General features: G+C 51.5%; 21 protein-coding genes. 7 read left to right on the top strand and 14 right to left on the bottom strand.

Annotated elements, in window-relative coordinates:
- Positions 1-63: 63 nt before the first annotated feature.
- The 5 genes from SP68_RS03610 to SP68_RS03590 form a co-directional block, all read right to left on the bottom strand.
- Positions 64-3054, bottom strand: coding sequence for a DEAD/DEAH box helicase (locus SP68_RS03610; protein WP_040968871.1), 2991 nt, complete (start codon positions 3052-3054; stop codon positions 64-66).
- 74 nt (positions 3055-3128) lie between these two features.
- Positions 3129-4013 (bottom strand): DUF7281 domain-containing protein, encoded by an 885-nt coding sequence (locus SP68_RS03605; protein WP_022064533.1) that lies wholly within the window; start codon positions 4011-4013, stop codon positions 3129-3131.
- Entirely contained in the window at positions 4010-5248 is a 1239-nt protein-coding gene (locus tag SP68_RS03600) for a hypothetical protein (protein WP_022064532.1), read from the bottom strand. The genes SP68_RS03605 and SP68_RS03600 overlap by 4 nt, the downstream gene beginning before the upstream one ends.
- Positions 5248-5871: a condensin complex protein MksE gene (locus SP68_RS03595; protein ID WP_022064531.1), complete on the bottom strand. Its 624-nt coding sequence runs from the start codon at positions 5869-5871 to the stop codon at positions 5248-5250. Before SP68_RS03595 ends, SP68_RS03600 begins: the two co-directional genes overlap by 1 nt.
- Complete coding sequence (locus tag SP68_RS03590; RefSeq protein ID WP_022064530.1) at positions 5871-9536, bottom strand: ATP-binding protein; 3666 nt, start codon at positions 9534-9536, stop codon at positions 5871-5873. Before SP68_RS03590 ends, SP68_RS03595 begins: the two co-directional genes overlap by 1 nt.
- 809 nt (positions 9537-10345) lie before the next feature.
- Between SP68_RS03590 and SP68_RS03585 the strand changes: the two genes are divergently transcribed.
- The gene (locus SP68_RS03585; RefSeq protein ID WP_012967222.1) at positions 10346-11722 is read left to right on the top strand and encodes a pyridoxal-phosphate dependent enzyme; all 1377 of its coding nucleotides are present in this window, start codon (positions 10346-10348) and stop codon (positions 11720-11722) included.
- Positions 11723-11733: 11 nt separating this feature from the next.
- The gene (locus tag SP68_RS03580) at positions 11734-12882 is read left to right on the top strand and encodes a trans-sulfuration enzyme family protein (protein ID WP_008806488.1); all 1149 of its coding nucleotides are present in this window, start codon (positions 11734-11736) and stop codon (positions 12880-12882) included.
- On the opposite strand, the gene SP68_RS03575 is transcribed toward SP68_RS03580, so the two are convergent.
- The gene (locus tag SP68_RS03575; RefSeq protein WP_022064938.1) at positions 12883-13794 is read right to left on the bottom strand and encodes a LysR family transcriptional regulator; all 912 of its coding nucleotides are present in this window, start codon (positions 13792-13794) and stop codon (positions 12883-12885) included. It abuts the gene before it with no gap.
- Between the two features lie 97 nt (positions 13795-13891).
- On the opposite strand from SP68_RS03575, the gene SP68_RS03570 reads away from it, so the two are divergent.
- From SP68_RS03570 to SP68_RS03560, 3 genes are all read left to right on the top strand, one after another.
- Positions 13892-14494 carry a short chain dehydrogenase gene (locus SP68_RS03570; RefSeq protein WP_022064939.1) on the top strand — a complete coding sequence of 201 codons (603 nt, stop codon included), beginning with the start codon at positions 13892-13894 and terminating at the stop codon, positions 14492-14494.
- Between the two features lie 86 nt (positions 14495-14580).
- Positions 14581-14925 carry a hypothetical protein gene (locus SP68_RS03565; RefSeq protein WP_012540552.1) on the top strand — a complete coding sequence of 115 codons (345 nt, stop codon included), beginning with the start codon at positions 14581-14583 and terminating at the stop codon, positions 14923-14925.
- A gap of 199 nt (positions 14926-15124) precedes the next feature.
- Positions 15125-15313: a hypothetical protein gene (locus SP68_RS03560; RefSeq protein ID WP_008806492.1), complete on the top strand. Its 189-nt coding sequence runs from the start codon at positions 15125-15127 to the stop codon at positions 15311-15313.
- 196 nt (positions 15314-15509) lie between these two features.
- On the opposite strand, the gene SP68_RS03555 is transcribed toward SP68_RS03560, so the two are convergent.
- The 3 genes from SP68_RS03555 to SP68_RS28110 all read right to left on the bottom strand — a co-directional run bounded on the left by SP68_RS03555 (position 15510) and on the right by SP68_RS28110 (position 18901).
- Positions 15510-16691, bottom strand: coding sequence for an aminotransferase-like domain-containing protein (locus SP68_RS03555; protein WP_008806493.1), 1182 nt, complete (start codon positions 16689-16691; stop codon positions 15510-15512).
- A gap of 145 nt (positions 16692-16836) precedes the next feature.
- On the bottom strand, positions 16837-18702 hold the full coding sequence (gene gss / locus SP68_RS03550) for a bifunctional glutathionylspermidine amidase/synthase (RefSeq protein ID WP_022064941.1): 1866 nt from the start codon (positions 18700-18702) through the stop codon (positions 16837-16839).
- A gap of 76 nt (positions 18703-18778) precedes the next feature.
- Complete coding sequence (locus SP68_RS28110; RefSeq protein WP_004217169.1) at positions 18779-18901, bottom strand: hypothetical protein; 123 nt, start codon at positions 18899-18901, stop codon at positions 18779-18781.
- Between the two features lie 20 nt (positions 18902-18921).
- Between SP68_RS28110 and SP68_RS03545 the strand changes: the two genes are divergently transcribed.
- Positions 18922-19482, top strand: coding sequence for a DsbA family protein (locus SP68_RS03545; RefSeq protein WP_004150918.1), 561 nt, complete (start codon positions 18922-18924; stop codon positions 19480-19482).
- Between the two features lie 47 nt (positions 19483-19529).
- Complete coding sequence (yghU, locus tag SP68_RS03540; protein WP_008806496.1) at positions 19530-20396, top strand: glutathione-dependent disulfide-bond oxidoreductase; 867 nt, start codon at positions 19530-19532, stop codon at positions 20394-20396.
- Between the two features lie 72 nt (positions 20397-20468).
- Here yghU and SP68_RS03535 read toward each other — a convergent pair whose 3' ends face one another.
- The 5 genes from SP68_RS03535 to exbB all read right to left on the bottom strand — a co-directional run bounded on the left by SP68_RS03535 (position 20469) and on the right by exbB (position 23643).
- Positions 20469-20756: a DUF2623 domain-containing protein gene (locus tag SP68_RS03535; RefSeq protein WP_002916743.1), complete on the bottom strand. Its 288-nt coding sequence runs from the start codon at positions 20754-20756 to the stop codon at positions 20469-20471.
- A 78-nt stretch (positions 20757-20834) separates the two neighbouring features.
- Positions 20835-21722, bottom strand: coding sequence for a YghX family hydrolase (gene yghX / locus SP68_RS03530; protein WP_022064943.1), 888 nt, complete (start codon positions 21720-21722; stop codon positions 20835-20837).
- Between the two features lie 122 nt (positions 21723-21844).
- The gene (locus tag SP68_RS03525) at positions 21845-22339 is read right to left on the bottom strand and encodes a TIGR00645 family protein (protein WP_008806498.1); all 495 of its coding nucleotides are present in this window, start codon (positions 22337-22339) and stop codon (positions 21845-21847) included.
- A 140-nt stretch (positions 22340-22479) separates the two neighbouring features.
- Positions 22480-22905, bottom strand: a complete 426-nt coding sequence (exbD, locus tag SP68_RS03520; protein WP_012967219.1) for a TonB system transport protein ExbD — start codon at positions 22903-22905, stop codon at positions 22480-22482.
- Between the two features lie 6 nt (positions 22906-22911).
- The gene (gene exbB, locus SP68_RS03515) at positions 22912-23643 is read right to left on the bottom strand and encodes a tol-pal system-associated acyl-CoA thioesterase (RefSeq protein ID WP_004174395.1); all 732 of its coding nucleotides are present in this window, start codon (positions 23641-23643) and stop codon (positions 22912-22914) included.
- Between the last annotated feature and the right edge of the window lie 230 nt (positions 23644-23873).

The raw sequence follows: 23873 nt of genomic DNA, 5'->3' as shown, positions 1-23873 counted from the left end.
ATAGTGTTATCAGGTTAACACTAATAAAATAACTCCATATAACTCAATAATGACCTACATAATCTACTGACTAACTATGATTTTTAGTTTTACACCACTCACTTCGTTAATATAAGTCTCAGTGGCGCCTAAAACAGAAAGCTGTTCATTTGATATGACAGCTTTAGATATTGCAGGTTGAACAATTGAAATACCTAAACGAAAAGAGGAATATCGGGAAATTTTTGCCAAATTAAAGAGATCGTCAAGATTTCCCTTTTCTATTCTTGAGGCTTTCCCTTTAGCAAGGCGACTGCGTTCACGGTCAATTAAACGTAGGATAAGTTTTTCTTTATCACCAAACCATTTTACACTTTTTATTGCCTGACCTGCTACCTGATACACATCATCAATTCTCGCTCCTGGGCGTGCAATTCCATCCGTTTTTAAACAGTACTTACAGTGATATAAATCAATAATAAGTTCATTATTATTAATATTCTTAATTGCAACTATATCTGCAACCTCTCCAGCACCATCATCATCAAAAACAACATCATAACTATCAAGGATTTTATGGATTGTATGATATTGAATAGAGTTAACTAGTTTCTTTTCAGTTTGTGATTCTACAGAGATATCTACGCCAGACCAATCCCAATTATCAATATTATTTATTTCATATAGATATGCGTATTCTTCACATGGATAATATCTGAACCCACCATCAATAATTGAAGTATCTGCCATAAAAAAAACAGGAGGATATTCATTAAAAAAATCAGTTAATTTATGTTTTTGCTCTCCCCAAATAATATCTAAATCATCAAGGGACGTAAATTTAACCTCTCCTTTTTGAAGGATTGTTGCAGTCACTAAACTCTTACCATGGATGCTAGTTAATTCAATGTCCCATGACTTGTTTCCACCGGATTGAATATTTGAGAATGTTAACTCACAATTGATAATTTTTTCGGTCCACGTTGATGATGTAATAGTGACTTTAGATTCATTTTTCCTCAATAATTCTACAGGCCATTCAACAGCCAGCGGGTTAAGAGCAGGAAACTCTTCAATCTCTTCAGTCTGCATAACTGTTTTCATTATCTTATTTGTATCGATTGTATTATCCAGTATCTTATTTCCAACCCCTTTACACCATAAAATCCATTTATCTAAAGAATCACTGTCCATAGCCCAGATCTTTCCTTTATATGAGCATCCAATACTTACCGCAACTCCATTTTCATATCCCTTTCCAAAGATATTGGATTTTATAGATCTCTTAGCTTCAATATCTGGTATCTGATCATTTATTTCAGTACCTGTATGCATTGAATAACGTAAACCTTTCTTATTTTTATTTAAACCAACATTTTGTAACTTGAGTCTTTTTACACCAGACAATGCCCTAAAGACACGTTCCCCCTGAATTTGAGAAGCATTATGTGCAATTGATTCAACAAGCTTTCTTACCAGTCCATCTTTTGCGGATGAATGAATAAACAACAAATTTAAATTTTTATCATAAAAAGCAATATATAAGTCCCATGATTCATCGAATAGTTCTCTGGAACTTGTCCAGCCTACTGGATTATATGACTTCACTGAAAAAATCAAAATATCCTTTTCATCATTGAGAACAAAATCAATCAACTGAAAATATTTACTACAGAATTTATGAAACTTATCTGGATCCCATGCAGCTAACTTCATATTATAAACTGTAGTACTAATGTTTGGGGTAAGTCCTAAATCTAAAAGTTTACTAGGCGTTGTGAATTTTGAACGAAATTCCTGATATTCTTTTTCATACCGTATTTGTTTTGAGCTGATATCACTAATTATATTATTCCAGTCAGAGTCTTCTTTATATAACTCATCTAAACTTTCATTAACATCAGCATTAGCAATATTTGCAATGAATTTAGCATTTCCAACATCTTGCGTTGTTCGTGTGAATCGCCCCGTAAACTGGAGCATTATATTAATACTTTTATGAGGGTCATGAATTGCTGATATTTTAAGTTGTGGCAGATCAAACCCTTCACCAAGCATATCGACACAAATAATTATTCTATGCTTTCCCGCTTTTATAGCATCCAACACCTCACTCTTTTTCTTTACCTTGCTGTTTATAAGAACAGGATTGAGATCAATTTCATCTTTATACAACTCGAAAATTTCTGTTGCTCTTTTAATTGTTTGGGCTCTTGCCATCGCTATATGATTAAAACCTGCAGCCAGGTCTGCTCTCAAAAGCATGATAGTTTTCTCGGCAATGGCCTGATCTGAACATTCTTCAACAAATTCACGAACTGGATGAAATTCTATTGGTTTAAAATAACCATCGTCTTGGGCTTTCTTCAATGGATAGTTAAATATTATTCTCCCTTCGACCCTGGAACGGTCAGTCCTGAATGGTGTTGCCGTGAACTGGAAAACAGATTTCTCATCAAAACAAGCTTTAACTCTTGCCCATGTAGCTGCAGTAACATGATGAGCCTCATCCACAATAAGATGGGAACATTTCTGAGTTAATTTTGAAAAATAATCAGGAGAAAACTTAGAAAGTACAGAAGCAGATGCGATTATAACATTTGAATCTAAAATTGCATTCAAATCACTTTCATTGTCGATTCCTTGCTTAACCATAGCAGTAACAGGATTAGCAATATCTTCTCCAATTAAACCTAATTTTCGTAATAAACCAAGATGAATAAATTTAGTATTTATTTGTTCACGAAGAGCATCTGAAGGGACAATAACTAAGGTACGTTCAAACTTACCGGCAACTACCATAGATAATATCGTTTCAGTTTTACCTGTTCCGGTAGGCATAACGATTGTTGCTGCACTATTGTCATCAGACATCTCAGCCCCTAATGCTGCATATATTCCACCGACCTGAGGGGGGCGTAACCCTTGAATATTAAATTTTGCATTCTCTTGCTTAAAAATAAAGTTAGAACCACACCATGAAGTATAAACGTCATCTCTAGAAAGTATCTTATCATCGAGAGGAAGCCAGCTAATTATGTTTTTACCAATTTTACGTTCAACAAGTTCACCCATTCTATTCCCCTTATAATCTACGATAACCTACCATAATCTATTAATTTTTTATGAAAAAATAAATGTACGGTTCATTATAGAAAATCCCTCATTAACAGCGAAACCACCCGTAGAATATCTCCCTGCATTTTTTGCTGCCTCAGTGCCTGATGTTTTTCCAAAACCAACAGATAGTCACGAAAATGGTAATGTATCTCACCTCTTAATAATTGAGGTAAGAATTTTAACTGTGCATCAGGAAACATCACTGGAGAGGATTTTTTTATCACCGCGTCTGGCGAAGGTAATAACATAAAATGATAACCTTCATTCATCGCGATACTGACTCCCTTCGGATCAAAATCGCCAAAATAGATCGCAGTTTTCCCTGTTTTCAACCAGCAACGCTTCAACGCAACAGCCCCCTTGCTATATGCCCGATCGCCACGGTAAATAATCAGAGGCGAACGGAAATCGCACCGGGAATAATCAAAAAGCGCCAGATGGTAGAAGCAATCCTGATTCTCCACCACGATAAGAACATCAAACTGTGTCAGCGTAATATTACGCCAATCCGTATCGACAACCTCAATAGTCACCCCCAACTCATTGACTAAGGGCTGATTAAGATGGAGCAGTACCCGATGCTGCTGTGGTCGAACTCCCGCCGTTTTAATCTCCTGATCGCTTAACTGTGCACTCTCAATGCGGCTCTTTAAACTAAGATCGTCACGAAAGTTCGCCTGTTTAAGACGTTGTTGAGTATCTGAAATCTTATTCAGCAATGCCACTGTAAAAAGGAACTCAGGCAGCAACAGACTGTTAGCTGGGATCAAATCCAGCGCAGTACACCAACGCAAAACCTGAGTCACGATTTTACCGTCTGTCTTTTTCTTCTCGCTATATTTCGCTTTCAGGCGATGATCAAGTTTTTTCAGCCAGACGAGTGCGTTATACGACAACGGTTCTGCTTCGGTCATTTTACCCTCACGCCAATACTCACATCCAATATAATACGCAGATCGTTTACCGGGCTGGCCTGACGCTCATCACAACGCTGCCAGAAACGCGGTTTATCCGCTAACGGCAATGATTGAAATTCCGTAATGACCTGATAAAGCCATATCTCGCTGTCCCAGTTCAGATGATTCTCCGTCAGATAATGCAGCGCACTCACCGGCCCGGATTGTCCGGCAGCGAAAACATAAAAATCCTCAACGTCCATTTTAAGCGCAACCTGACGAGCAGCGACCTCCTCATCAATGGGAGGTATGACTGAGCCCGCACTTTTTGGCACAGGCGGAGGCATAACCGATGCCCGAGGCAAAACGAGCAACATCTCCGCCATCACCTGTCGATCCACGGGTCTGTCGAGCGAAATGGAGGCTTGCAGTGAAAGTGAAGTCGCAATATTGAATACATCCGGCACTTCCCGGCGTTCCGGGTAGCTGGCGGGTTGATACTGTGGATGCTGACGCAAAAAAGCAGCCATATTTGTCACTAATAATGTGCGCGACTGCTGTTGGCGAAATTTAGCCATCAGATCCACCAGACGCTGCTGAACGGCCAGTAGTGAACTATGGTGAAGACTGACACGCAATTGTAACTGACTCACTAATAATTTACGTAGTGAGCTATTATTTTCAGCAAACTCTATCAATTCATGGAAAACGATCAAATCCAGCCCATCAAGCAACCGACGAACCTGGTTTTGCGCCCGCGCATTCTCGTTAATTTTTTCATTCAGGCTGCTGACGAAACCGAAATCATTATTCAGACGGTGCCAGAGGCTGTCGATCGCCTCTTCAAATTGCCCGCAGAGATCGTGAACAAGCTCAGTCAGCCTCTGCATTTGCCGTTCAGCAATACTGTAATCACCTTTATAATAAGCATCGCGCCAAGCCTGCACCTTATTGCGGATCTGCTCCAGTTTTTCTGCCACATCCGCATTAATCTGCCGTCGGCTCTCATCAGCAACCATGCTGGCGATAAGTTCACTCACCAGCGGGCGTAACATCAGCGGTTGTTGCTCATCAGGACGCCATACAATACGTGCTGCAATCAGCTTTTTTAATGTCTGGTCGCTAAAAGCCGTTTCATCAATAAACCCATCGACATAACCCTTCATTAAGGCGTGATGGTATTTTCCCAACAACGCCAGCCGTTCAGCGCCGTTTTTAAACAGACCGGATAACGAAGAAATCTCCTGCGCCATTACAGAAGCTCCTGCTGAACAGGCGGTGTGTCTTCAACCGGTAAATGCTCTTCATCACGGATAAAGCGGATCACATCAATCAAATAATCAATTTTCCCCGTAGCAATAAATATCTGCTGCTCGGCGTTGGGTTGTCTGACATAGCCGTGCTCTTTCAAACGCCGAAAAATTTGTTTGAGCTGGAGATCAATGGAATCACTTCGACAATTGAAAAAACGATCGCTGGAAAGCTGATTCAGACGCTGTTGCAGACTCTGATTATCCTCTACACGCGTCATGATTTCCGACAACCTGATATAGTCGCCGGCTGTCAGCGTACTCTCCCGCCCTTGCGTCTCCTGTATGAGTTGTAACCACTCAAGCAGAGGCAGCAGAGAAGAGATAATGTCCTTAAACTGATTCATCAGTTGGCTGCGGGTATCGTGATTCATCTCACAAAAGCCCGCATAATAGACAGTTTGCGTTTCATTACTGACAATTCTGTAGTTAAGAGGGCGCAAATAGTTGTCCATCGCTTGCCGGGCACTCTCATCCTGTAAATGACGATAAGCATCTGGGTCGTTGATACGGCAAATAAATTCCCCGGTCAGTAGCCTTTTGATTAAAAGTCCATATTCCAGCATTATATTGCCTCCTGTTCCATCTGCGCCAGTCGGGCAGAAAGGCGGCTCACTTTCGGCTGGATCCTTTTCAGCCTGCGCTGAGTCGGCTCAAGCTGATCGGCATCAAGCAAATAACGGTGCTTAAACAGCATTAACACATCAGACTCCGCATTCGGAAAAGCGCCCACAATTACAATATTATTATGGCTACAGGCAATAAATAATTTCTCCACATTGTGGTAAGCCAGCGTGCCGATTTCATCAATAGGCCAGTGAATAACGGCGTCTGATTTGCCTCTTAATAAACGCGTGAACGCCAAAAGATACTTGCACAAGATCAGATAGGCCATACCATGGCTTGACGCTTCCAGTAGCTGGCGATCGTTTTTGATAACAATATCTTCCCCACCTTCATTAAGATGAAGTTCGAGGTTTAATAACGATTCCATAGTGAAACGCTCATCGGCATGCAGCAGCTCAACCACATCCATCAGGGCATTCAAATAGCTTTCGGGAGGGAGTTGCTGACCAGACGAACGCCAGTCACTATAGCTTTGAGCAAAGCGCTTTAATGGTTTCCAGAATCGTAATTGGTCGATAGTAGATAAAATGCGAACCTCTGATTTATTGATGCCTTCCAGTTGCAAATCGTCGGTAACCGCATCGCTTAAGCGTCGACTTTGTTGCGAAATTCGGCGATTGATATCACTGAAAACATCAAAGAATTTTTTCAGATCGCCACCGATATTTTCTCCCATCTCCAGCAATTGCTGCTGTTTATCTTTAAGAAGCTGTAGAAGTTTCTCAAGTATTGGCAACTGCTGCCGGGTCCTTGAAGGATCGGGTAATTTACCAATTTCAGAGTCCAATAATTCAAGGAAAGTAGGGTCTGCATCCTGATTAAAGCGTGACTTAAACTCATTCAGTTTGCTCTCCAGCGTACGGGTCACGCTGGCGTGTTGCTCCAGCATATCACTGGTACGTGACATCCGCTCATTGATATCAGCGGCGGAATCAATATAAGCCGGAACAATTTCGGCCAGCGGCAGAGGCAATAATCGGTCCAGCAATACCTTTAACTGACTAACAAGTTCACCAGCCTGACGCATCAACGTATCATAGTGCTTTCTCTCATCATTAAGCCTGTCTTTTTTATTCTGATACTCTGCTTTTAACTGACGTTCTGATTGCAACAGTTCACGCTTCTGCTGAGAGAGTTCACCTTCCTGCTTCTGTTTCTCAGGGCGCAGCTGTTCCCAGTCAAGTTTGATAAAACGCAGCCATTCGGTCAGCTCATCCCGACGTTCTTCAACCGACTGAATATCTTTTTTTAACGTTTCAATGCGCTCCCGTAATATTTTAACTTCGCGGGGATCAATTCCCTTATTCGCTAAATCATCGTCCAGAGCCTGCTGGAATATTCTTATCTGTTCTTCCATATCGGCGCGTTTTTTGTTTATCTGCCGGGACAGTTCTTCCACCTTCTCATCAATTTGCTGCTGTTCACTTTGAAGGTCGACACTCCATTGCAGCGTTTGCGCATTATGTTCGTCCGTTAACGCGCGGAGATCGTGTTCTTTCTGCTGTGTTAATTCAATATGCGCTTTTTCTAATGTGCTTAAGCGAGCTCGTTTTTCCTGCTGGCGTTCTTGCTCCAGCGCCCCATGCTCTGCGATTAAACGAGTACGGGCATCACGGGCATAGCCGACTTCCTGATTTTGGCGTTGATATTGTCTTTCACACTCGTCCGCTTGTGATTGTAGGAACCTGACGTTCTGATGCTGCTCCTGAAAGCTGGCTTCTGCCGTTTTCTTCACCTCTTCAGCATGCGCCCTGATTTGCTCTGCCTTATCAAGACTGTGTCGAATTGAAGCTTCATCCTGCGCAAAATCCGGCATATCCAGCACACTTAATTCCAGTTGCAGGCCGTACAGCGATTCCGACAGCTCCCTTAGATCAGGCTGCAAGTCTTTACGTTCCAGCAGGTTTTCATTCAGAACCCTGCCTAAATTCTGCTCCCAACCCTCGTAGCGTGAACGCAAGAAGTAGCGTAATGTTCCCTGTTCAGGATCCAACTGGCGATGCAGTTGCTGCAATTGTTCCTCAGCCTGATGCAGGTTGGCGCGGGCATCGTGCAGTTGCTTTTCTGCGCTATCTTGCTGTTTGCGGGCCTCGGACAGCTTTTTCTGCGCATTTTGTCGTCGCTCGCCCAGTTGCAATGAACACTCCTGAGCCTGCTCAATACGCAACTCTGCAATCTGGCGTTCTTCATGCTCTTCAGCGGTTAACGGGGAATGTTTAAGCTCAATGCTAATAGTCGTCCGATCGCGAGAAATAATCTCCAGTTGTTCACCATAGTGGTTTTCCTGCTGTTGTTTTCGCTCTTCGAAGTGCTGCCGAAATATCTCTTTCTGGCTATCAAATTTATCCCTGATGCCCTCTTTTTCCCGCTGGCAATCCTGAATTTTTTGCTGGTTCAACTGATTTTGGTGGTAAAAGGCTTCCTGAAGTTTTGCTTTGTGCTGTTCAAATTTTCTGGAAAGCTCCCCCACTTGATCCTGCATAAGCTGATATTGCTCACTTTGCGCTAAAAGCGCCTCTCGCCACTGAGGTAATTCGTCCATGTGCGTCTGCAAAAGGCGGATATCTTTACGTTCATAACGATCGTTTTCTTCCTGGACATAATCCAGCCATGACTGAACCGTTTTTAATTCGCTTTGTGTTTTACTTAATTGATCGTTCAGTTCACGACTCTGTTGATTAAAATAATCCTCTAATTGGACAAGCTCTCCTCGCCGCTGAATAAGTTGCTGTTCTGCATCCGCCCTTTTCTGCTTCTGAGTTTGTTCATCATTTCTTAACAGAGGGTGAAGCGCGGCTAACTGCGCCTCGGTATCATCCAGTTTCAGGCCCAGGCGCTGTAAGAGCTCAAACTCCTGCTGCAATTTATCGTAACGCAGAGACTGGCGCATTTTTTGGATCCATTCCCGCGCAACGCTGCTTTTTACTTTTGTTTGCGGGAGCGTAACACCATCATCGGCAAAAATCGCCGCCAGCATGGTTTTGAGCGTTTCCATTTTGCCTTCACCGGCATGAACGGCGCTCACTAATTTCTCAATATGTCTGAGCTTATAGTTACCACTCACCAGACTAAACGATGCCGCCAAACGACGTAACCGCATCGTCTCCGTCGAATTACCGCGTAATGACGCTACATCATTCTGAATGATGCTGCGGTACTCCGTCGTTGAACCTATTTTGGCTGAAACTGAGACGTCATCCCGGCTGCGCATCTGAGCAGACCATTCGTTATAACTCAGCCCTTTCGCACCATCTTCGGTATAGCGAAGGAAAAAGTCCGCATGATAAGGCGCGCTAACAAAACGATATTCTACGCCCCCCTCACCTTTACCCGTCAAAACAACCAGGCAATTGTCGCCAGTATCTCGCTGGTATTCATAAATAATATAGCTATTGCTGCAAGGGAGATAAAACTCGTCGAACTTCTTCCGCGTTCTTGGCACCACTTTATTGGGCTGTTCACCGTAGAAAACCGGGACGAGGCGTTGCAGAGTTGTTTTCCCGGAAGCATTAGTTCCACAAATATTGGTATGCTGATCCAGTTGAATTTCAACAACGCCAGGCAGGTGAGTGTGTATAAGAATGATACGAAGCAGTTGTGGCATGATACCTCCCTGAACATAAAATAACCTTTGGATAGTACACCCAAAACCCTTTTTAAACATTGGGTTATTTCACAATTAGATCAGGAGGCAGGCGAGGTAAAAGTCTTTACGATCTTAAAAAGGGAATCGTACCAAAGGTTCGAATTGAATTCCTTTCTTGATGACTAATCCATCATTATGATTTACAAGTAGAAATGAGGGTCAACCTCTGGGTCTTGACAATAAGTAGCAGAAGAATTTATGATAAAAATCAAATTGGTAAGTAACTGAATGTTCCCGAGTCCGGGCACCACTTATTCAGAGAACCCGCCCAAAAGGCGGGTTTTTGCTTTTCTGCATCCGGACTCTCCATCGAACTGCGTTCGATTATTCGCCGCACAGCAGCTCACCCCTTCGGGGCCAGCGCGACAAGCGCGCTGTTCAACGCCTCCGGCGTTAGTCCGAGTCCGGGCACCACTTATTCAGCGAACCCAGCCTATGGCTGGGTTTTGCTTTTCTGCGCCCTATATCTGTGGGTTTCTACCACGCCGTATCCTCTGTGCCATTAAGACCTATTCCCCATAGAATCTTTTCGAAAATACATTTTCAGATATCAGATAACACGCTGATTAAAATCGCCATTTTCTCGCCAAAAGCGGCTAAAAACGCCCTTTTCTGGCAATCGATCCGCCCAGGTGGCTACCCTGCTTTCCCTCCAGATGGCCAAATAGCATCTTATATTCCATTTGACGCTAACAGTCAGAGAAATGTTCTTTAAATTACCGTTTTCACAGCTCTACCATGCAAAAATATCTTAAACGAGTGGGTAAATGGTTATGTCACTGTTTCATTCCGTGAGCGACCTGATCGGTCATACTCCCCTGCTCCAGTTGCACAAACTGGATACCGGCCCCTGCAGTCTGTTTTTAAAACTGGAAAATCAGAATCCCGGCGGGTCAATTAAAGATCGCGTTGCGCTGTCGATGATTAATGAAGCCGAGCGCCAGGGAAAACTGGCGCCCGGAGGAACGATAATCGAAGCCACCGCCGGCAACACCGGCCTCGGCCTGGCGCTGATCGCGGCGCAGAAAAATTACCGGCTGATCCTGGTGGTGCCGGACAAAATGAGCCGCGAGAAAATCTTTCACCTGCGGGCGCTGGGCGCGACGGTGCTGCTCACCCGTTCCGACGTCAATAAAGGCCACCCGGCCTATTATCAGGATTATGCCCGCCGCCTTGCCGATGAAACGCCGGGCGCCTTTTATATCGACCAGTTTAATAACGACGCCAATCCGCTGGCCCATGCCACCTCCACCGCGCCGGAGCTTTATCAGCAGCTGGAGGGCGACATTGACGCCGTCGTTGTCGGCGTCGGCTCCGGCGGCACGCTGGGCGGGCTTCAGGCCTGGTTTGCTGAACACTCGCCGAAAACGGAATTTATTCTCGCCGATCCGGCGGGTTCGATCCTTGCCGATCAGGTTGATACCGGTCGCTACGGCGAAACGGGATCCTGGCTGGTCGAAGGGATCGGCGAAGATTTTATCCCGCCTCTGGCCAGGCTGGAGGGGGTGCATACCGCGTATCGCGTCAGCGACAGCGAAGCGTTCCAGACTGCGCGCCAGCTGCTGCAGGTCGAGGGCGTGCTGGCCGGCTCTTCCACCGGCACCTTGCTCAGCGCCGCCCTGCGCTACTGCCGGGCACAAAGCCGTCCGAAACGGGTGGTGACCTTCGCCTGTGATAGCGGCAATAAATACCTGTCCAAAATGTTCAACGATGACTGGATGCGCCAGCAAGGACTGATCGCCCGGCCCGAACAGGGCGATCTCAGTGATTTTATCGCCCTGCGCCATGACGAAGGCGCCACCGTCACGGCCGCGCCGGACGACACCCTGGCCGCAGTCTTTACCCGCATGCGGCTGTATGACATCTCCCAGCTGCCGGTGCTGGAGGATGGCCACGTGGTCGGCATTGTCGATGAGTGGGATTTGATCCGCCACGTACAGGGCGATCGCCAACGCTTCTCCCTGCCGGTCAGCGAAGCGATGAGCCGCCATGTTGAAACTCTCGATAAGCGTGCGCCAGAGAGCGAACTGCAGGCTATTCTCGATCGCGGTCTGGTGGCGGTGATCGCTGACAACGCGCGTTTTCTTGGCCTGGTCACCCGCAGCGATGTTCTAACCGCCTGGCGTAACCGAGTCGCACAATAAGGAATTTTTTTATGTCATCTATCCACACCCTGAGCGTACATAGCGGAACCTTCACCGACAGCCACGGCGCAGTGATGCCGCCGATTTACGCCACCTCCACTTTTGCTCAGCCGGCGCCGGGGCAGCATACCGGCTATGAATATTCCCGCAGCGGGAACCCTACCCGCCACGCGCTGGAGACGGCGATCGCCGACCTGGAAAACGGCACGCGCGGCTACGCGTTCGCCTCCGGGCTGGCCGCCATCTCCACCGTGCTGGAGCTGCTGGATAAGGACAGTCACCTGGTGGCGGTCGATGATGTGTATGGCGGCACTTACCGCCTGCTGGAAAACGTGCGCCGCCGTAGCGCTGGTCTGCAGGTGAGCTGGGTGAAACCCGACGACCTGAAGGGGATTGAAGCGGCGATCCGCCCCGATACGCGCATGATCTGGGTGGAAACGCCCACCAACCCGCTGCTGAAGCTGGCGGATCTCAGCGCCATCGCCGCCATCGCGCGACGCCATAACCTGATCAGCGTCGCCGATAACACCTTCGCCTCGCCGGCGATCCATCGCCCGCTGGAGCATGGATTTGATATTGTGGTGCACTCCGCGACCAAATACCTCAACGGCCATTCCGATGTCGTCGCCGGCCTGGCGGTGGTTGGCGATAACTCCGAGCTCGCGGAAAAGCTTGGCTATCTGCAGAATGCGGTAGGCGGGGTACTTGACCCGTTCAGCAGCTTCCTGACGCTACGTGGTATCCGTACCCTGGCGCTGCGGATGGAGCGCCACAGCGCGAACGCGCTGCAGCTCGCCGAATGGCTGGAACAGCAGCCGGAAGTGGAGCGAGTCTGGTTCCCCTGGCTGGCCTCGCACCCGCATCATCAGTTGGCGCGGCAGCAAATGGCGCTGCCCGGCGGCATGATTTCGGTGGTGGTGAAGGGCGATGAAGGTTACGCCGAGCGCATTATCAGCAAGCTGCGCTGGTTTACGCTTGCGGAGAGCCTGGGCGGCGTGGAGAGTCTGGTGAGCCAGCCCTTCAGCATGACCCATGCCTCGATCCCGCTGGAGAAACGTCTGGCGAATGGCATCACGCCCCAGCTGATCCGCCTGTCGGTGGGGATCGAAGATCCCAACGATCTGATTGCCGACTGGCAGCAGGCGCTGCGGGAGGAGTGATTATTCCGACGCGCGGGTCATTGTCAGCGCGTCGGCCATTCCCTGCTGAAGATGGGCGATAAACTGCGTCAGCTTCGGCAGGGGCCGACGATCCTGGCGCCAGAGCAGATGCACGGGTCTCGGCTGCGGGGTCCAGGCCTCCAGCACCCGCACCAGGCTGCCGCTGGTCAGCGCATCGGCCAGCAGCACCTCCGGCTGCATCAGCAGCCCGGCCCCGGCGATTGCCGCCTGGCGCAGCGCGTAGCCATCATTGCAGCGTAAAATCGCATCGCGTTTCCAGCGCACTTCCCCCTCCATGCCCGGCAGCCGCCACTCATTGCGGGCGGTCCAGACCGTATGGGACAGGCAGAGATGATCGGCGAGATCCTCTGGCGTCCCGGGGGTCCCGTAACGCGCCAGATAAGCCGGCGCGGCGCAGATCACCATCCGATACGGCGCCAGATAGCGGGCCACCAGATCCTCCTGATGGATCTCGCCAATCCGGATCGCCAGATCGACCCCCTCATCCACCAGATCGACCATCCGGTTAGTCAGATCCAGTTCCACCCGGACCGCAGGCCAGGCCTGCAGGAAGGTGGCGGTCAGGGGCGCGATCACGCTGGCGCCAAACGAGGTGGGGGCGCTCACCCGCAGGGTGCCGGCGGGCGCCAGCCGCAGCCGCTCGACCGCGCTTTCGGCGATGGAGACCTGCTCCATCACCCGTTTCGCTTCGTCAAAATAGACCCGCCCGGCGTCGGTGAGGCTCTGGCGTCGGGTGTTACGCTCCAGCAGACGCGTCGCCAGCTGGCTTTCCAGCTGGGCGATATATTTCCCGACCATCACCGCCGACAGCCCCAGGCGCGACGCCGCCCCGGTAAAGCTGCCGCACTCCACCACGGCAATAAACGTCTCCATCCCTCGCAGCTTATCCATATTGCTAACCTCTGGTTAGTAATGTTCTAACTTTTAGCCAGTTTATCCGATATTCGTTTTATTAAAGAATAGCGTCTCACCTCATCAGGAGACAGCCATGAAAATTATCGTTATCGGTGCCAGCGGCACCATCGGTCGCGCGGTCAGCGAAGAGCTGAGCCAGAGACATGACGTTATCCGCGTCGGCCGCACCCGGAGAGATTATCAGGTGGATATCACCTCGCAGGAGAGCGTCGAGGCGCTATTTGCCCAAACGGGCGAAGTAGATGCGATTGTCTCCACCACCGGCAATCTGCACTTTGGGCCGTTAAGCACCATGACCGACAGTCAGTTCAACCTCGGGCTGCAGGACAAGCTGCTGGGGCAAATTCGCCTGGCGCTGATCGGGCAGCATTTCCTGCGTGACGGCGGGTCGATTACTCTGGTCAGCGGTATTGTCGCCCAGGAGCCCATTGCTCAGGGCGTCAATGCCACGACGGTCAACGCCGGTCTGGAAGGCTTTGTGCGCGCCGCCGCCTGCGAACTGCCACGCGGGATCCGCATCAATCTCATTAGCCCCACCGTGCTCAGCGAGTCGCTGGCGGCCTACGGCGACTTTTTCCCGGGCTTTGCCAGCGTCCCCGCCGCCGCCGTGGCGCAGGCCTATCGTCGCAGCATTGAAGGCGTTCAGACCGGCCGCATCTACCCGGTCGGCTACTAGCCTGCGCCGGCCCGCCGGGGCCGGCGCTTACATCAGGCCGTCATTGCAGGTACACTGACGGCTGATTGTCTCCGACCGAAAAACTGATGTTGAAAAAATTACCTTTTATTATCCCGCTTTTGGCGCTTATCGCGCTGCTGGTCTGGTGGTTCACCCCGCATTACACCGCAGATGAAGAAGCCTACTACCGGGCAGTCTTTTGCATGATCGATCATGACGACAGCCGCCAGTTCCTCCACGATATGCAAAATATCGTCGAAGGGGGAAATTCGGACTATGCATTGCATAAAACCCATTACCTGCCGGCGCTGGGGCAGCGGATGCTGGACACCTGGCGCCAGCTCAGCGCGCAGGAGCAGCAAACACTGGGCGAAGATCGGCAGCGCTGTGGCGAGATATTGCGCGAAAAACAGCAGGGAAAATCATCCTGATGGGGGGCGAAATCGCAGTATATCTTCAACGTCGAATGAGATTGTGCTGTTGGTAGCCAGATGACCGCCATAAAACACCCCGCTCTTGCGGGGCCGCGATATGACGTTTTTTTCTGCTGCGACATACTATAAAAAGTAGTTGATCTGGTACGAACTAACTCTTATTTTGCTTCTCAGTTTTCAAAATGAGATAAAACTGATGCCAGTCATTATTGCCAGTAGTATTAAAGAAGCCAACGCATTGATTAACGGTGGGAAATACAGGGAAATTATTCTCAACTTCGATATTGATGCCGATGACTTTTTCTCTCTCGCCAGCCATTCTGCTGGGACAAAAATCTCCATCTCCGACCGAAACGATCGCTCTCCGGTAAAATCAGAAAAATAATTAACCCGCGAGGGACATTTATGTGGTTGTTTATTGGCACCTTTGCGGTTGCTTTTCTCGCATCGCTGATGCTGGTCTGGCTGGATGACCGGATCGCCGAGACAGATTGACCCTGGCGCTGGACGCTAACGTCAGTTCCTCCCGCTCTCGCCGCGAAGGGCTGTGCGCCGTCGTTAAGCGGCGCACAGCAGAGTCATTACAGGGAGGCCGCCAGCCGCTCAACGGCCGTCAGCAACCCGGCCTCAGACACCGTGGAGTAGGAGAGACGCAGAGTACGGGTATCCGGCTTATCGTGATAGAACGCTTCGCCAGGAACGTAGACTACGCCGTTTTCCAGCGTTTTCTTCATCCATTCCATGGTATCGAACGGATAGCGGAAACGCGCCCACAGGAACATGCCCCCCTGCGGGCGGCTGAATTCCAGGTGCTCGCCAAGGCGGCTTTCCAGCGCGTCGGCCAGCGCCACACACTTCTTGCGGTAGTCTTCGCGAATCAACGCGATCTGGTTCTCCAGCCGGTTCATGCCGAGGTACTCCGCGGTGATCACCTGCGAAAGCATATTGGTATGCAGATCCGCCGCCTGCTTGACGATCACCGTCTGCTGCGCCAGCCAGTCCGGCATCACGACCCAGCCGATGCGCATCCCCGGCGCGAGGATCTTCGAAAAGGTCGAGGTGTAGACCACCTGATCTTCACAGCCCAGCTCAACCGCGTGCTGATAGAGCGGGCGTCGAACGGCGTCAGTGAAGCTAATTTCGCCATAGGGATCGTCTTCCAGAATGACGAAGTCATATTTTTTCGCCAGTTCAACCAGGCGACGACGACGCGTCTCGCTCAGCGTTTTGCCGCCGGGGTTGCCGAACGTCGGCACCAGATAAACGGCTTTGACGCGGGTGGTCTCCAGCAGGTCGGCCAGTTGCTCCACCAGCATCCCGTCATCATCGGTGTCGACACTGAGAATATTGGCCTGCGCCAGCTGAAACACCTGCAGCGCCGCCAGATAGGTGGGACGTTCAACGACGATAGTGTCACCTGGATCGAGCAGCGTACGAGCAACGATATCCAGCGATTGCTGCGAGCCGGAGGTGATATAGACCTGAGCGGGAGAACAGGTCACGCCACGGGAGTGACAGATTTCACTCACCGCCTGACGTAGCGGCGGGTAGCCCTCCGTCAGACCGTACTGGAATGCGTCATGAAAACGTTCGCTCATCACCTTCTGCACCGCCAGCTCCAGGCCTTCGGTATCAAACAATTCCGGGGCCGGAATGCCGCCGCCAAGCGAGATCACGCCGGGCAGTTTACTGTGCTTGAGAAGTTCGCGGACGGCGGAGGGCTTGAGTTCACCCGCGCGGGCGGCGAGACGCCGATCGTGCATACTATTTTCCTTTTCTGTCTTGTTGTTGTGTTAATTATCTTCGCTTCGTTGCAGGTGTTCCCCGGCGGCGCTGACCATGCCGGGGCTATCCTTTTCTGTACGTTGTCACCCGGACAGGGGTATGCCGCTACCCGGGTTTCGCACGTCATGCTTTGTCTTTCAAAACGATTAACGGCTCGATATCGCTCTCTTTTTTCACCACCAGCGACGAATCGCCGCGCAGGCAGGTACCGCCGTAGTTACCGCCGACGGTAAATGTGCACACCTGAATGTACTTACCGTCCACTTTCGGCAGGCACCACAGCTGCTGGTAGATATTCTTGCGATCGACAAACTGGCCGCTGGTCTTATCCAGAACCTCATCCTGAGGACCGATCAAATCGATATTGTTCCCGCAGCGTCCGGAAATGGGCTTCACGGCATAGCCGGTTTTCGCCAGCTCGTCGTTAACCACAAAATCGGTATCCAGCAGATAGCGATGATGCGGGAACAGCGACCACAGCACCGGCAGAATCGCTTTGTTACCCGGGATCACCGTCCACAGGGGTTCGAATACCAATACTTCAGGACGCAGCAGGACGTCAATCAGCCGCACCTCATTCTGCGGATGTCCGGTACGAATCGGCACCGCCGCGTACTCATCGGCGCTGACTTCGCGCACCTGCTCAATGGCGGTTTCCCATGCCCAGGTTTTCCAGACGCAGTTGACCAGCCGCCCGTCAGCGTCAATCAGCTGGCCGGCAGCGTCCCAGCGCAGCTCATCAAGGCCAAAGAGAATTTTGCTCTCAAAACCGGCCTGGGTCAGCGAACGCTGGATAAATTTCGCGTGGTAATTCTCTTCCAGATCCTTGTCCTGCATGATGTGGACGAAGGGCCGCGCCCGGCTGTGTTTCCACGCCCCCGCCAGCTCATCGAGCAGACCTTCCGCCGGATTGTGGCCGGTGCCGTAGTAGCCCTGCTTCAGCCACTGTTCAAGGATCAGCCCGCCTTCGGTATGGCAGGAGGCGGAGTCGGCATTGTACTCGTACACCTTCAGCCCGCGCTCGTCCATGCAGAAATCCATGCGCCCGGTGATCATATGATGACGACGGCGCTGCCAGGAGAGACGCAGACGCGGCCAGAGGATTTTCGGGATATCAAACAGCGCCAGCAGGTTATCATCCTTCATCACCTTATCGGTGGCGTGCAGATACATCAGGTGCAGCTCGTTAGTGGCTTTGATCAGCTCCTGTTCGGCGCTTTCGCTGATGGTGAAATACTGGTAGGGATCCTGGTTGATGAAATGGCCGTTGGCCGCCACGTAGGCTTTCTGCAGCGGATCTTTCTCGTTCAGCCATTTGCCGCGGAACTGGCCGTTGTTCGGCAGCCGCGCGCCTTTGATCGCCATCGCCTCGCCCGGCAGCACCGGCTGCGGCAGGCTGTGTTCGGTATCGGCGGTCTGGATCATCCAGCCTAAAATTTCGGTATCGGTAAAGGTATCTTTGATGGTGTACCGGCCGGCGTTGACCTCGAGGGTCAGCTCGCGGGTCCACTGCTGGCCCTGCGGCAGCGGCGAGTGAATGACGTTCTGCTCGGCGATACGCACTTTATTGCCGACAAGCTGGGTGATCACCGCGACGTGGCCTGTGTGCTTAAACTCGCCTCCCTTCTGCCAGATCAGTAACGAACCGGCGATGGGCGGACGGCGGGAACCGTTGGCGAAGGCCTGCAGCGGCAAAATATTGTCATTGACCACTTCACGCAGGAAACGCAGGGAGAAGATTTCATACGCCATCCCCACATCGGTAAAGACAAACCCGTAGGTCAGGAACAGAAAGCGGCGTGCAAACTCGACGCACTGCCATTTATGCCCCATATACTCACTGCCGATGTAGCTGCGAAACGTCGCGTCATCCGGGTAGTCCTGCGGATTTAAGCTACTGTAATTCGATGAATAAATCGCCACGCCGCCGGGCGCGTAGCCTAACAATGTCCCAAACGGGGCGTCACTGCTCGTCGATCCTTTGCTCATTTAGCCTGACCTCAAATTAATGCAGCCCGGGCAGTTGGCGAAACAAAACTCCCTCTTCTTATCCTGCCGCAGGCACTTACCAGACAGAGGTGTAACGATGATACCACTCATTCGTTTCGCTAATCGTGCCGTTAAGGAAAATAACCCTGCAGCCGGAAACAAAAGTGATATCGTTATCGGTGATATAACAAAAAAACAACGCAACATCAGGAGTCGACAATGAGCACACCCTCGCATCTGAATGCCCAACCGCTGGTCTGGGGACACGGCCCGCGGACGTTTGAGGTGTTCCTTGAGCCCACCTGCCCCTACTCTGTCCGCGCGTTTAATAAGCTCGACGATCTGCTCGATGAGGTCGGCGCCGATAACGTCACCATCAAGATACGCCTGCAGTCGCAACCGTGGCATCTGTTCTCCGGGGTTATCGTCCGCTGCATCCTCGCCGCGTCCACCCTACCGCATGGCAGAGAGCAGGCGCATAAGGTGATGCAGGCCGTGGCCGACCATCGGGAAGAGTTTGAGTTTACCGATCACTGCAGCGGGCCGAATATGAACGCCACGCCGCAGCAAATCATTGAACGCATTGAACGTTACAGTCACGTGCTGCTGGGGGCCGCCTTTGCCCGCCCGGAGCTGCAGGACGTGATCAAGTGGCACAGTAAATACGCCCGTCAGAACGGCATTCACGTCTCGCCGACCTTTATGGTCAATGGCCTGGTGCAGCCGGATCTGGGCAGCGGCGATGATGTCAGCGTGTGGGCCGCGCGGATTATGGCCTGAGGTCACCTGCTACACTTTTTGTACATCCACGAAAAAGGCAAACCAGCATGTCAGAGCAAAACTACCAGCCACCCAAAGTGTGGGAATGGAAGCAAAACAGCGGCGGCGCGTTCGCCAATATCAACCGTCCCGTTTCCGGCGCGACCCATGAACGCGTCCTGCCGGTCGGGACCCATCCGCTCCAGCTATACTCACTGGGCACGCCCAACGGCCAGAAGGTGACCATCATGCTGGAGGAGCTGCTGGCGCTGGGCGTCAGCGGCGCGGAGTACGACGCCTGGCTAATACGCATTGGCGAAGGGGATCAGTTTTCCAGCGGCTTTGTCGATATCAACCCGAACTCGAAGATCCCGGCCCTCAGCGACCACTCCACCACGCCGCCGACCCGGGTATTTGAGTCCGGCAACATTCTTCTCTATCTGGCGGAAAAATTTGGCTTCTTCCTGCCAAAAGATCCTGCCGGCCGCACCGAAACCCTCAACTGGCTGTTCTGGCTCCAGGGCGCGGCGCCATTCCTCGGCGGCGGCTTCGGCCACTTCTATAACTATGCGCCGGTGAAGATCGAGTACGCGATCGACCGCTTTACGATGGAAGCCAAACGCCAGCTCGACGTGCTGGACAAACAGCTCGCCCGCGGTCGCTATGTGGCCGGCGAGGAGTACACCATCGCCGATATGGCTGTCTGGCCGTGGTATGGCAACGTAGTGCTGGGCAATGTCTATAACGCGGCGGAGTTCCTCGACGCCGGGAGCTATAAAAACGTGCTGCGCTGGGCGCAGGATGTCGGCAACCGCCCGGCCGTCAAGCGCGGACGCATCGTCAACCGCACCAACGGCCCGCTCAATGAGCAGCTACATGAGCGCCACGACGCCCGCGACTTTGACACCCAAACGGAAGATAAGCGCCAGGCGTAAGGTCTTCACCCTTTCCCGCTGACGGGAAAGGGTTCCCACCACAGGACGGCTCCGCCTGCGAAGCCGTCCTGTTTAGCTTTCCAGCCGATAGCCCGCCAGAAAATAGCGCATCGCCATACCCGACCCACCTTCTTTGAAGAAATCCATCACCATATCTCTGTCAAGGCCATAGCGACGGGTCAGGATCCCCGCCTCCCACGCGCTGAGCTGGCGGTCGCCGGTTTTTTCAAACATGCGGTGCGAGTAGCCGAGCACAAACCCGCGTTTATAGTCGGCGCAAAAATTCGCCGCATGCGCGGCGGTGTCAGCATAGGAAGCCTGTAGCCCCGCCATTAAGCCTTTGCCAAAATGATTTTCCATCGCGCCCTCCCAATCGCTGTATAATAAATTATATAGCGTTTTTTTGAGCGAGCGGTAGCGCTATTTATGTCGTTTGCGCTAGCGTAAATACTTCTCAAACCATGCCAGCGTGCGTTGCCAGGCCAGATCAGCCGCAGCCCGATCGTAGCGCGGCGTGGAATCATTATGAAAGCCGTGATTCACGCCCTGATAGAGATAGGCCTCGTAGACTTTATGGTGTTCCTTCAACGCCTGTTCATAGGCGGGCCAGCCTTCATTAATGCCGCTATCGAGGCTGGCATAGTGCAGCAGCAGCGGCGCTTTAATTTTATCGACCTCCTTCAGCGGCGGCTGGCGGCCGTAAAACGGCACCGCGCAGGCTAGCTCCGGGATCGCCACCGCCGCCGCGTTGCTGACGCCGCCGCCGTAACAAAACCCGGTGATACCGACCTTCCCCGTCGCCTGTGGATGCTTCGCCATAAACGCGACCGCCGCAAAAAAATCATTCATCAGCTTCACGGGATCGACTTTCTGCTGGAGCGCGCGGCCTTCATCATCATTCCCCGGATAGCCGCCGACGGCGCTCAGGCCATCAGGCGCCAGCGCGATATATCCCGCTTTCGCGACCCGCCGGGCTACGTCTTCAATGTAGGGATTGAGGCCTCGGTTCTCATGTACCACCACAACGGCGGGCGCTTTGTCGGCTATTTTCGTCGGCGTCACCAGGTAAGCCCGCACTTTGCCGTGGCCGTCAGGAGAGGGATAATGAATATACTCCGGACGGATATCCGGGTCGGTGAACGGTACCTGCTCTGCCAGGGCATAGTCGGGCTTCAGCAGATTAAACAGCGCCAGCGCGGTCATCCCGCCGACAGTATATTTCCCCGCCAGCTGGAGAAACTCGCGTTTGCTGATTTTGCCGTGGGCATAGTAGTCATAATACTCGAGCAGCTGCTGCGGGAAATCTTTGGCCGTTAATCGCGTCATCACCTTGCCTCCGTTGTTAAGCGCCCTTTAAGCAAAGCAGAAGCCCGGACATACGCCAGCGCAGAGAAGCAGAAACGGGGGAGAAAAAAGCCCAGCGGCTAACACCGCCGGGAGAGAAGAGATCAGTGTTTCACTTTGTTCAGACGATCGAGATAGCCCATCACAAAGGCCGAAAGGACGAAGGTCAGGTGGATAATCACGTACCACATCAGCTTGTTGTCCGGCACGTTTTTCGCATCCATAAACACCCGCAGCAGGTGGATAGAGGAGATCGCCACAATTGACGCCGCGACTTTATTCTTCAGAGAGGTGGCGTCCATTTTACCGAGCCAGCTCAGCTTCTCTTTCCCTTCATTGATATCCAGCTGCGACACGAAATTCTCATAGCCCGAGAACATCACCATCACCAGCAGGCCACCCACCAGGGTCATGTCCACCAGCGACAGCAGCGTCAGGATCAATTCCGACTCGCTGACGCTGAAGATATGCGGCAGAACGTGGACGATCTCCTGAAAAAATTTGATGGTCAGCGCGACCAGTCCCAGCGAAAGGCCAAAATAAACCGGTGCCAGCAGCCAGCGCGAAGTGTACATAGCGTTTTCCAGAAAGCGTTCCATATAATCCTGTTAGTTAACAAAAAGAAGCGACATTATATCTCAGACAGATAACGTGATGGCAACGCCAGGCCAACACATCGCCGGCAGACGGCCATAAAAAAGGCCGGCGCGCGGCCAGCCTTTTCAGGAACAGAATCGGATTATTTGGCTTTGACGGTCTCTTCGCCCACCAGCCCGATCTTGAGATAGCCCGCCTGATGCAGGGTATCCATCACTTTCATCATCGTCTCGTAATCGACGGTTTTATCCGCGCGGAAGAAGACAGTGGTATCTTTTTTGCCGGCGGTCAGGCTATCCAGGGCGTTAATCATATTCGCTTCGGTAATCGGGTCGTTGCCGAGGAACATGCTCTTATCCGCCTTCACCGACAGATAAATGGGTTTTTCCGGTCGCGGTTGCGGCTGGCTGGAGGAGGCCGGCAGATTCACCTTCACGTCAACCGTCGCCAGCGGCGCAGCCACCATAAAGATAATCAGCAGAACCAGCATGACGTCGATAAACGGCGTCACGTTGATCTCATGCATTTCGCCGTTATCGTCCAGATTTTCATTAAGACGCATCGCCATAGCCGATCAACCTACCCGTAATTTCTGCGCGCTACGCACCGGCTTCACACCGCTGGCGCTGAGGTCCAGGTCGCGACTTTGCAGCAGCAGCACCTGAGCGGCGACGTCGCCGAGCGAGGCCTTGTAGCTGCCAATCATGCGGGCAAAGATGTTATAGATGACCACCGCCGGGATGGCGGCGAACAGGCCGATGGCCGTCGCCAGCAGCGCTTCCGCGATGCCCGGCGCTACCACCGCAAGGTTGGTAGTCTGCGTCTGGGCGATACCGATAAAGCTGTTCATGATGCCCCAGACGGTCCCGAACAGACCCACGAACGGCGAAATGGCGCCGATGGTGGCCAGATAACCATTGCCGCGCCCCATATGGCGACCGACCGCCGCGACGCGGCGCTCAAGGCGGAAACCGGTGCGTTCCTTGATGCCTTCATTGTCTTCCGCACCGGCAGAGAGTTCGAGTTCGTTCTGCGCTTCATTGATAAGCTGGGTGGTCAGGCTCTTCGCCTCAAAGGCGCTGGCGATATCGCTGGCCTGATCGAGAGAGCGGGCTTCCGCCAGCTGCTGCTGTTCACGTTTGAGGCGACGCTTGCTGGCGAGGATTTCCGCCCCTTTGCCGAAAAAGATGGCCCAGGTGACGACCGACGCCAGAATCAGGCCAATCATCACCACCTTAACGACAATATCGGCATGATGATACATACCCCAAACGGAGAGATCCGCCTGCATCAAATTATTACCCACGCTCTATCTCCACGACGATAATCACAAAATCTGCCCACAATAATATCAAAACGACATCGAATTGATAGTGGTTCTCATTAGTATTTACACTGTGCAGCAAATCACGTTTATTTTCCTTGCGCTCACGCAGTAAAAAAGCGGCTTAGCGGGGGCCTGGTAAAATTTTCGCCTGTATCGGCGCCGCGCTGGTACAGAAAAGAAGATTCATGCTAGTTTAGACGTCCAGACGT

The sequence above is a fragment of the Klebsiella variicola genome, assembly GCF_000828055.2.
In the GTDB taxonomy this organism is placed as follows: domain Bacteria; phylum Pseudomonadota; class Gammaproteobacteria; order Enterobacterales; family Enterobacteriaceae; genus Klebsiella; species Klebsiella variicola.
This window is presented reverse-complemented; position numbering and strand designations above follow the sequence as displayed.

Bases quoted from the DNA above. Each gene is read 5' to 3' on its own strand.
- SP68_RS03560 (WP_008806492.1), top strand. From the start codon at position 15,125: ATGCCAGTCATTATTGCCAGTAGTATTAAAGAAGCCAACGCATTGATT.
- SP68_RS03575 (WP_022064938.1), bottom strand. From the start codon at position 13,794: ATGGATAAGCTGCGAGGGATGGAGACGTTTATTGCCGTGGTGGAGTGC.
- yghX (WP_022064943.1), bottom strand. From the start codon at position 21,722: ATGACGCGATTAACGGCCAAAGATTTCCCGCAGCAGCTGCTCGAGTAT.
- SP68_RS03535 (WP_002916743.1), bottom strand. From the start codon at position 20,756: ATGGAAAATCATTTTGGCAAAGGCTTAATGGCGGGGCTACAGGCTTCC.
- SP68_RS03595 (WP_022064531.1), bottom strand. From the start codon at position 5,871: ATGCTGGAATATGGACTTTTAATCAAAAGGCTACTGACCGGGGAATTT.
- SP68_RS03590 (WP_022064530.1), bottom strand. From the start codon at position 9,536: ATGCCACAACTGCTTCGTATCATTCTTATACACACTCACCTGCCTGGC.
- gss (WP_022064941.1), bottom strand. From the start codon at position 18,702: ATGAGCAAAGGATCGACGAGCAGTGACGCCCCGTTTGGGACATTGTTA.
- SP68_RS03605 (WP_022064533.1), bottom strand. From the start codon at position 4,013: ATGACCGAAGCAGAACCGTTGTCGTATAACGCACTCGTCTGGCTGAAA.
- SP68_RS03570 (WP_022064939.1), top strand. From the start codon at position 13,892: ATGAAAATTATCGTTATCGGTGCCAGCGGCACCATCGGTCGCGCGGTC.
- exbD (WP_012967219.1), bottom strand. From the start codon at position 22,905: ATGGCGATGCGTCTTAATGAAAATCTGGACGATAACGGCGAAATGCAT.
- SP68_RS03600 (WP_022064532.1), bottom strand. From the start codon at position 5,248: ATGGCGCAGGAGATTTCTTCGTTATCCGGTCTGTTTAAAAACGGCGCT.
- SP68_RS03545 (WP_004150918.1), top strand. From the start codon at position 18,922: ATGAGCACACCCTCGCATCTGAATGCCCAACCGCTGGTCTGGGGACAC.
- SP68_RS03580 (WP_008806488.1), top strand. From the start codon at position 11,734: ATGTCATCTATCCACACCCTGAGCGTACATAGCGGAACCTTCACCGAC.
- SP68_RS03525 (WP_008806498.1), bottom strand. From the start codon at position 22,339: ATGGAACGCTTTCTGGAAAACGCTATGTACACTTCGCGCTGGCTGCTG.
- yghU (WP_008806496.1), top strand. From the start codon at position 19,530: ATGTCAGAGCAAAACTACCAGCCACCCAAAGTGTGGGAATGGAAGCAA.
- SP68_RS03565 (WP_012540552.1), top strand. From the start codon at position 14,581: ATGTTGAAAAAATTACCTTTTATTATCCCGCTTTTGGCGCTTATCGCG.
- SP68_RS03585 (WP_012967222.1), top strand. From the start codon at position 10,346: ATGGTTATGTCACTGTTTCATTCCGTGAGCGACCTGATCGGTCATACT.
- SP68_RS03610 (WP_040968871.1), bottom strand. From the start codon at position 3,054: ATGGGTGAACTTGTTGAACGTAAAATTGGTAAAAACATAATTAGCTGG.
- SP68_RS03555 (WP_008806493.1), bottom strand. From the start codon at position 16,691: ATGCACGATCGGCGTCTCGCCGCCCGCGCGGGTGAACTCAAGCCCTCC.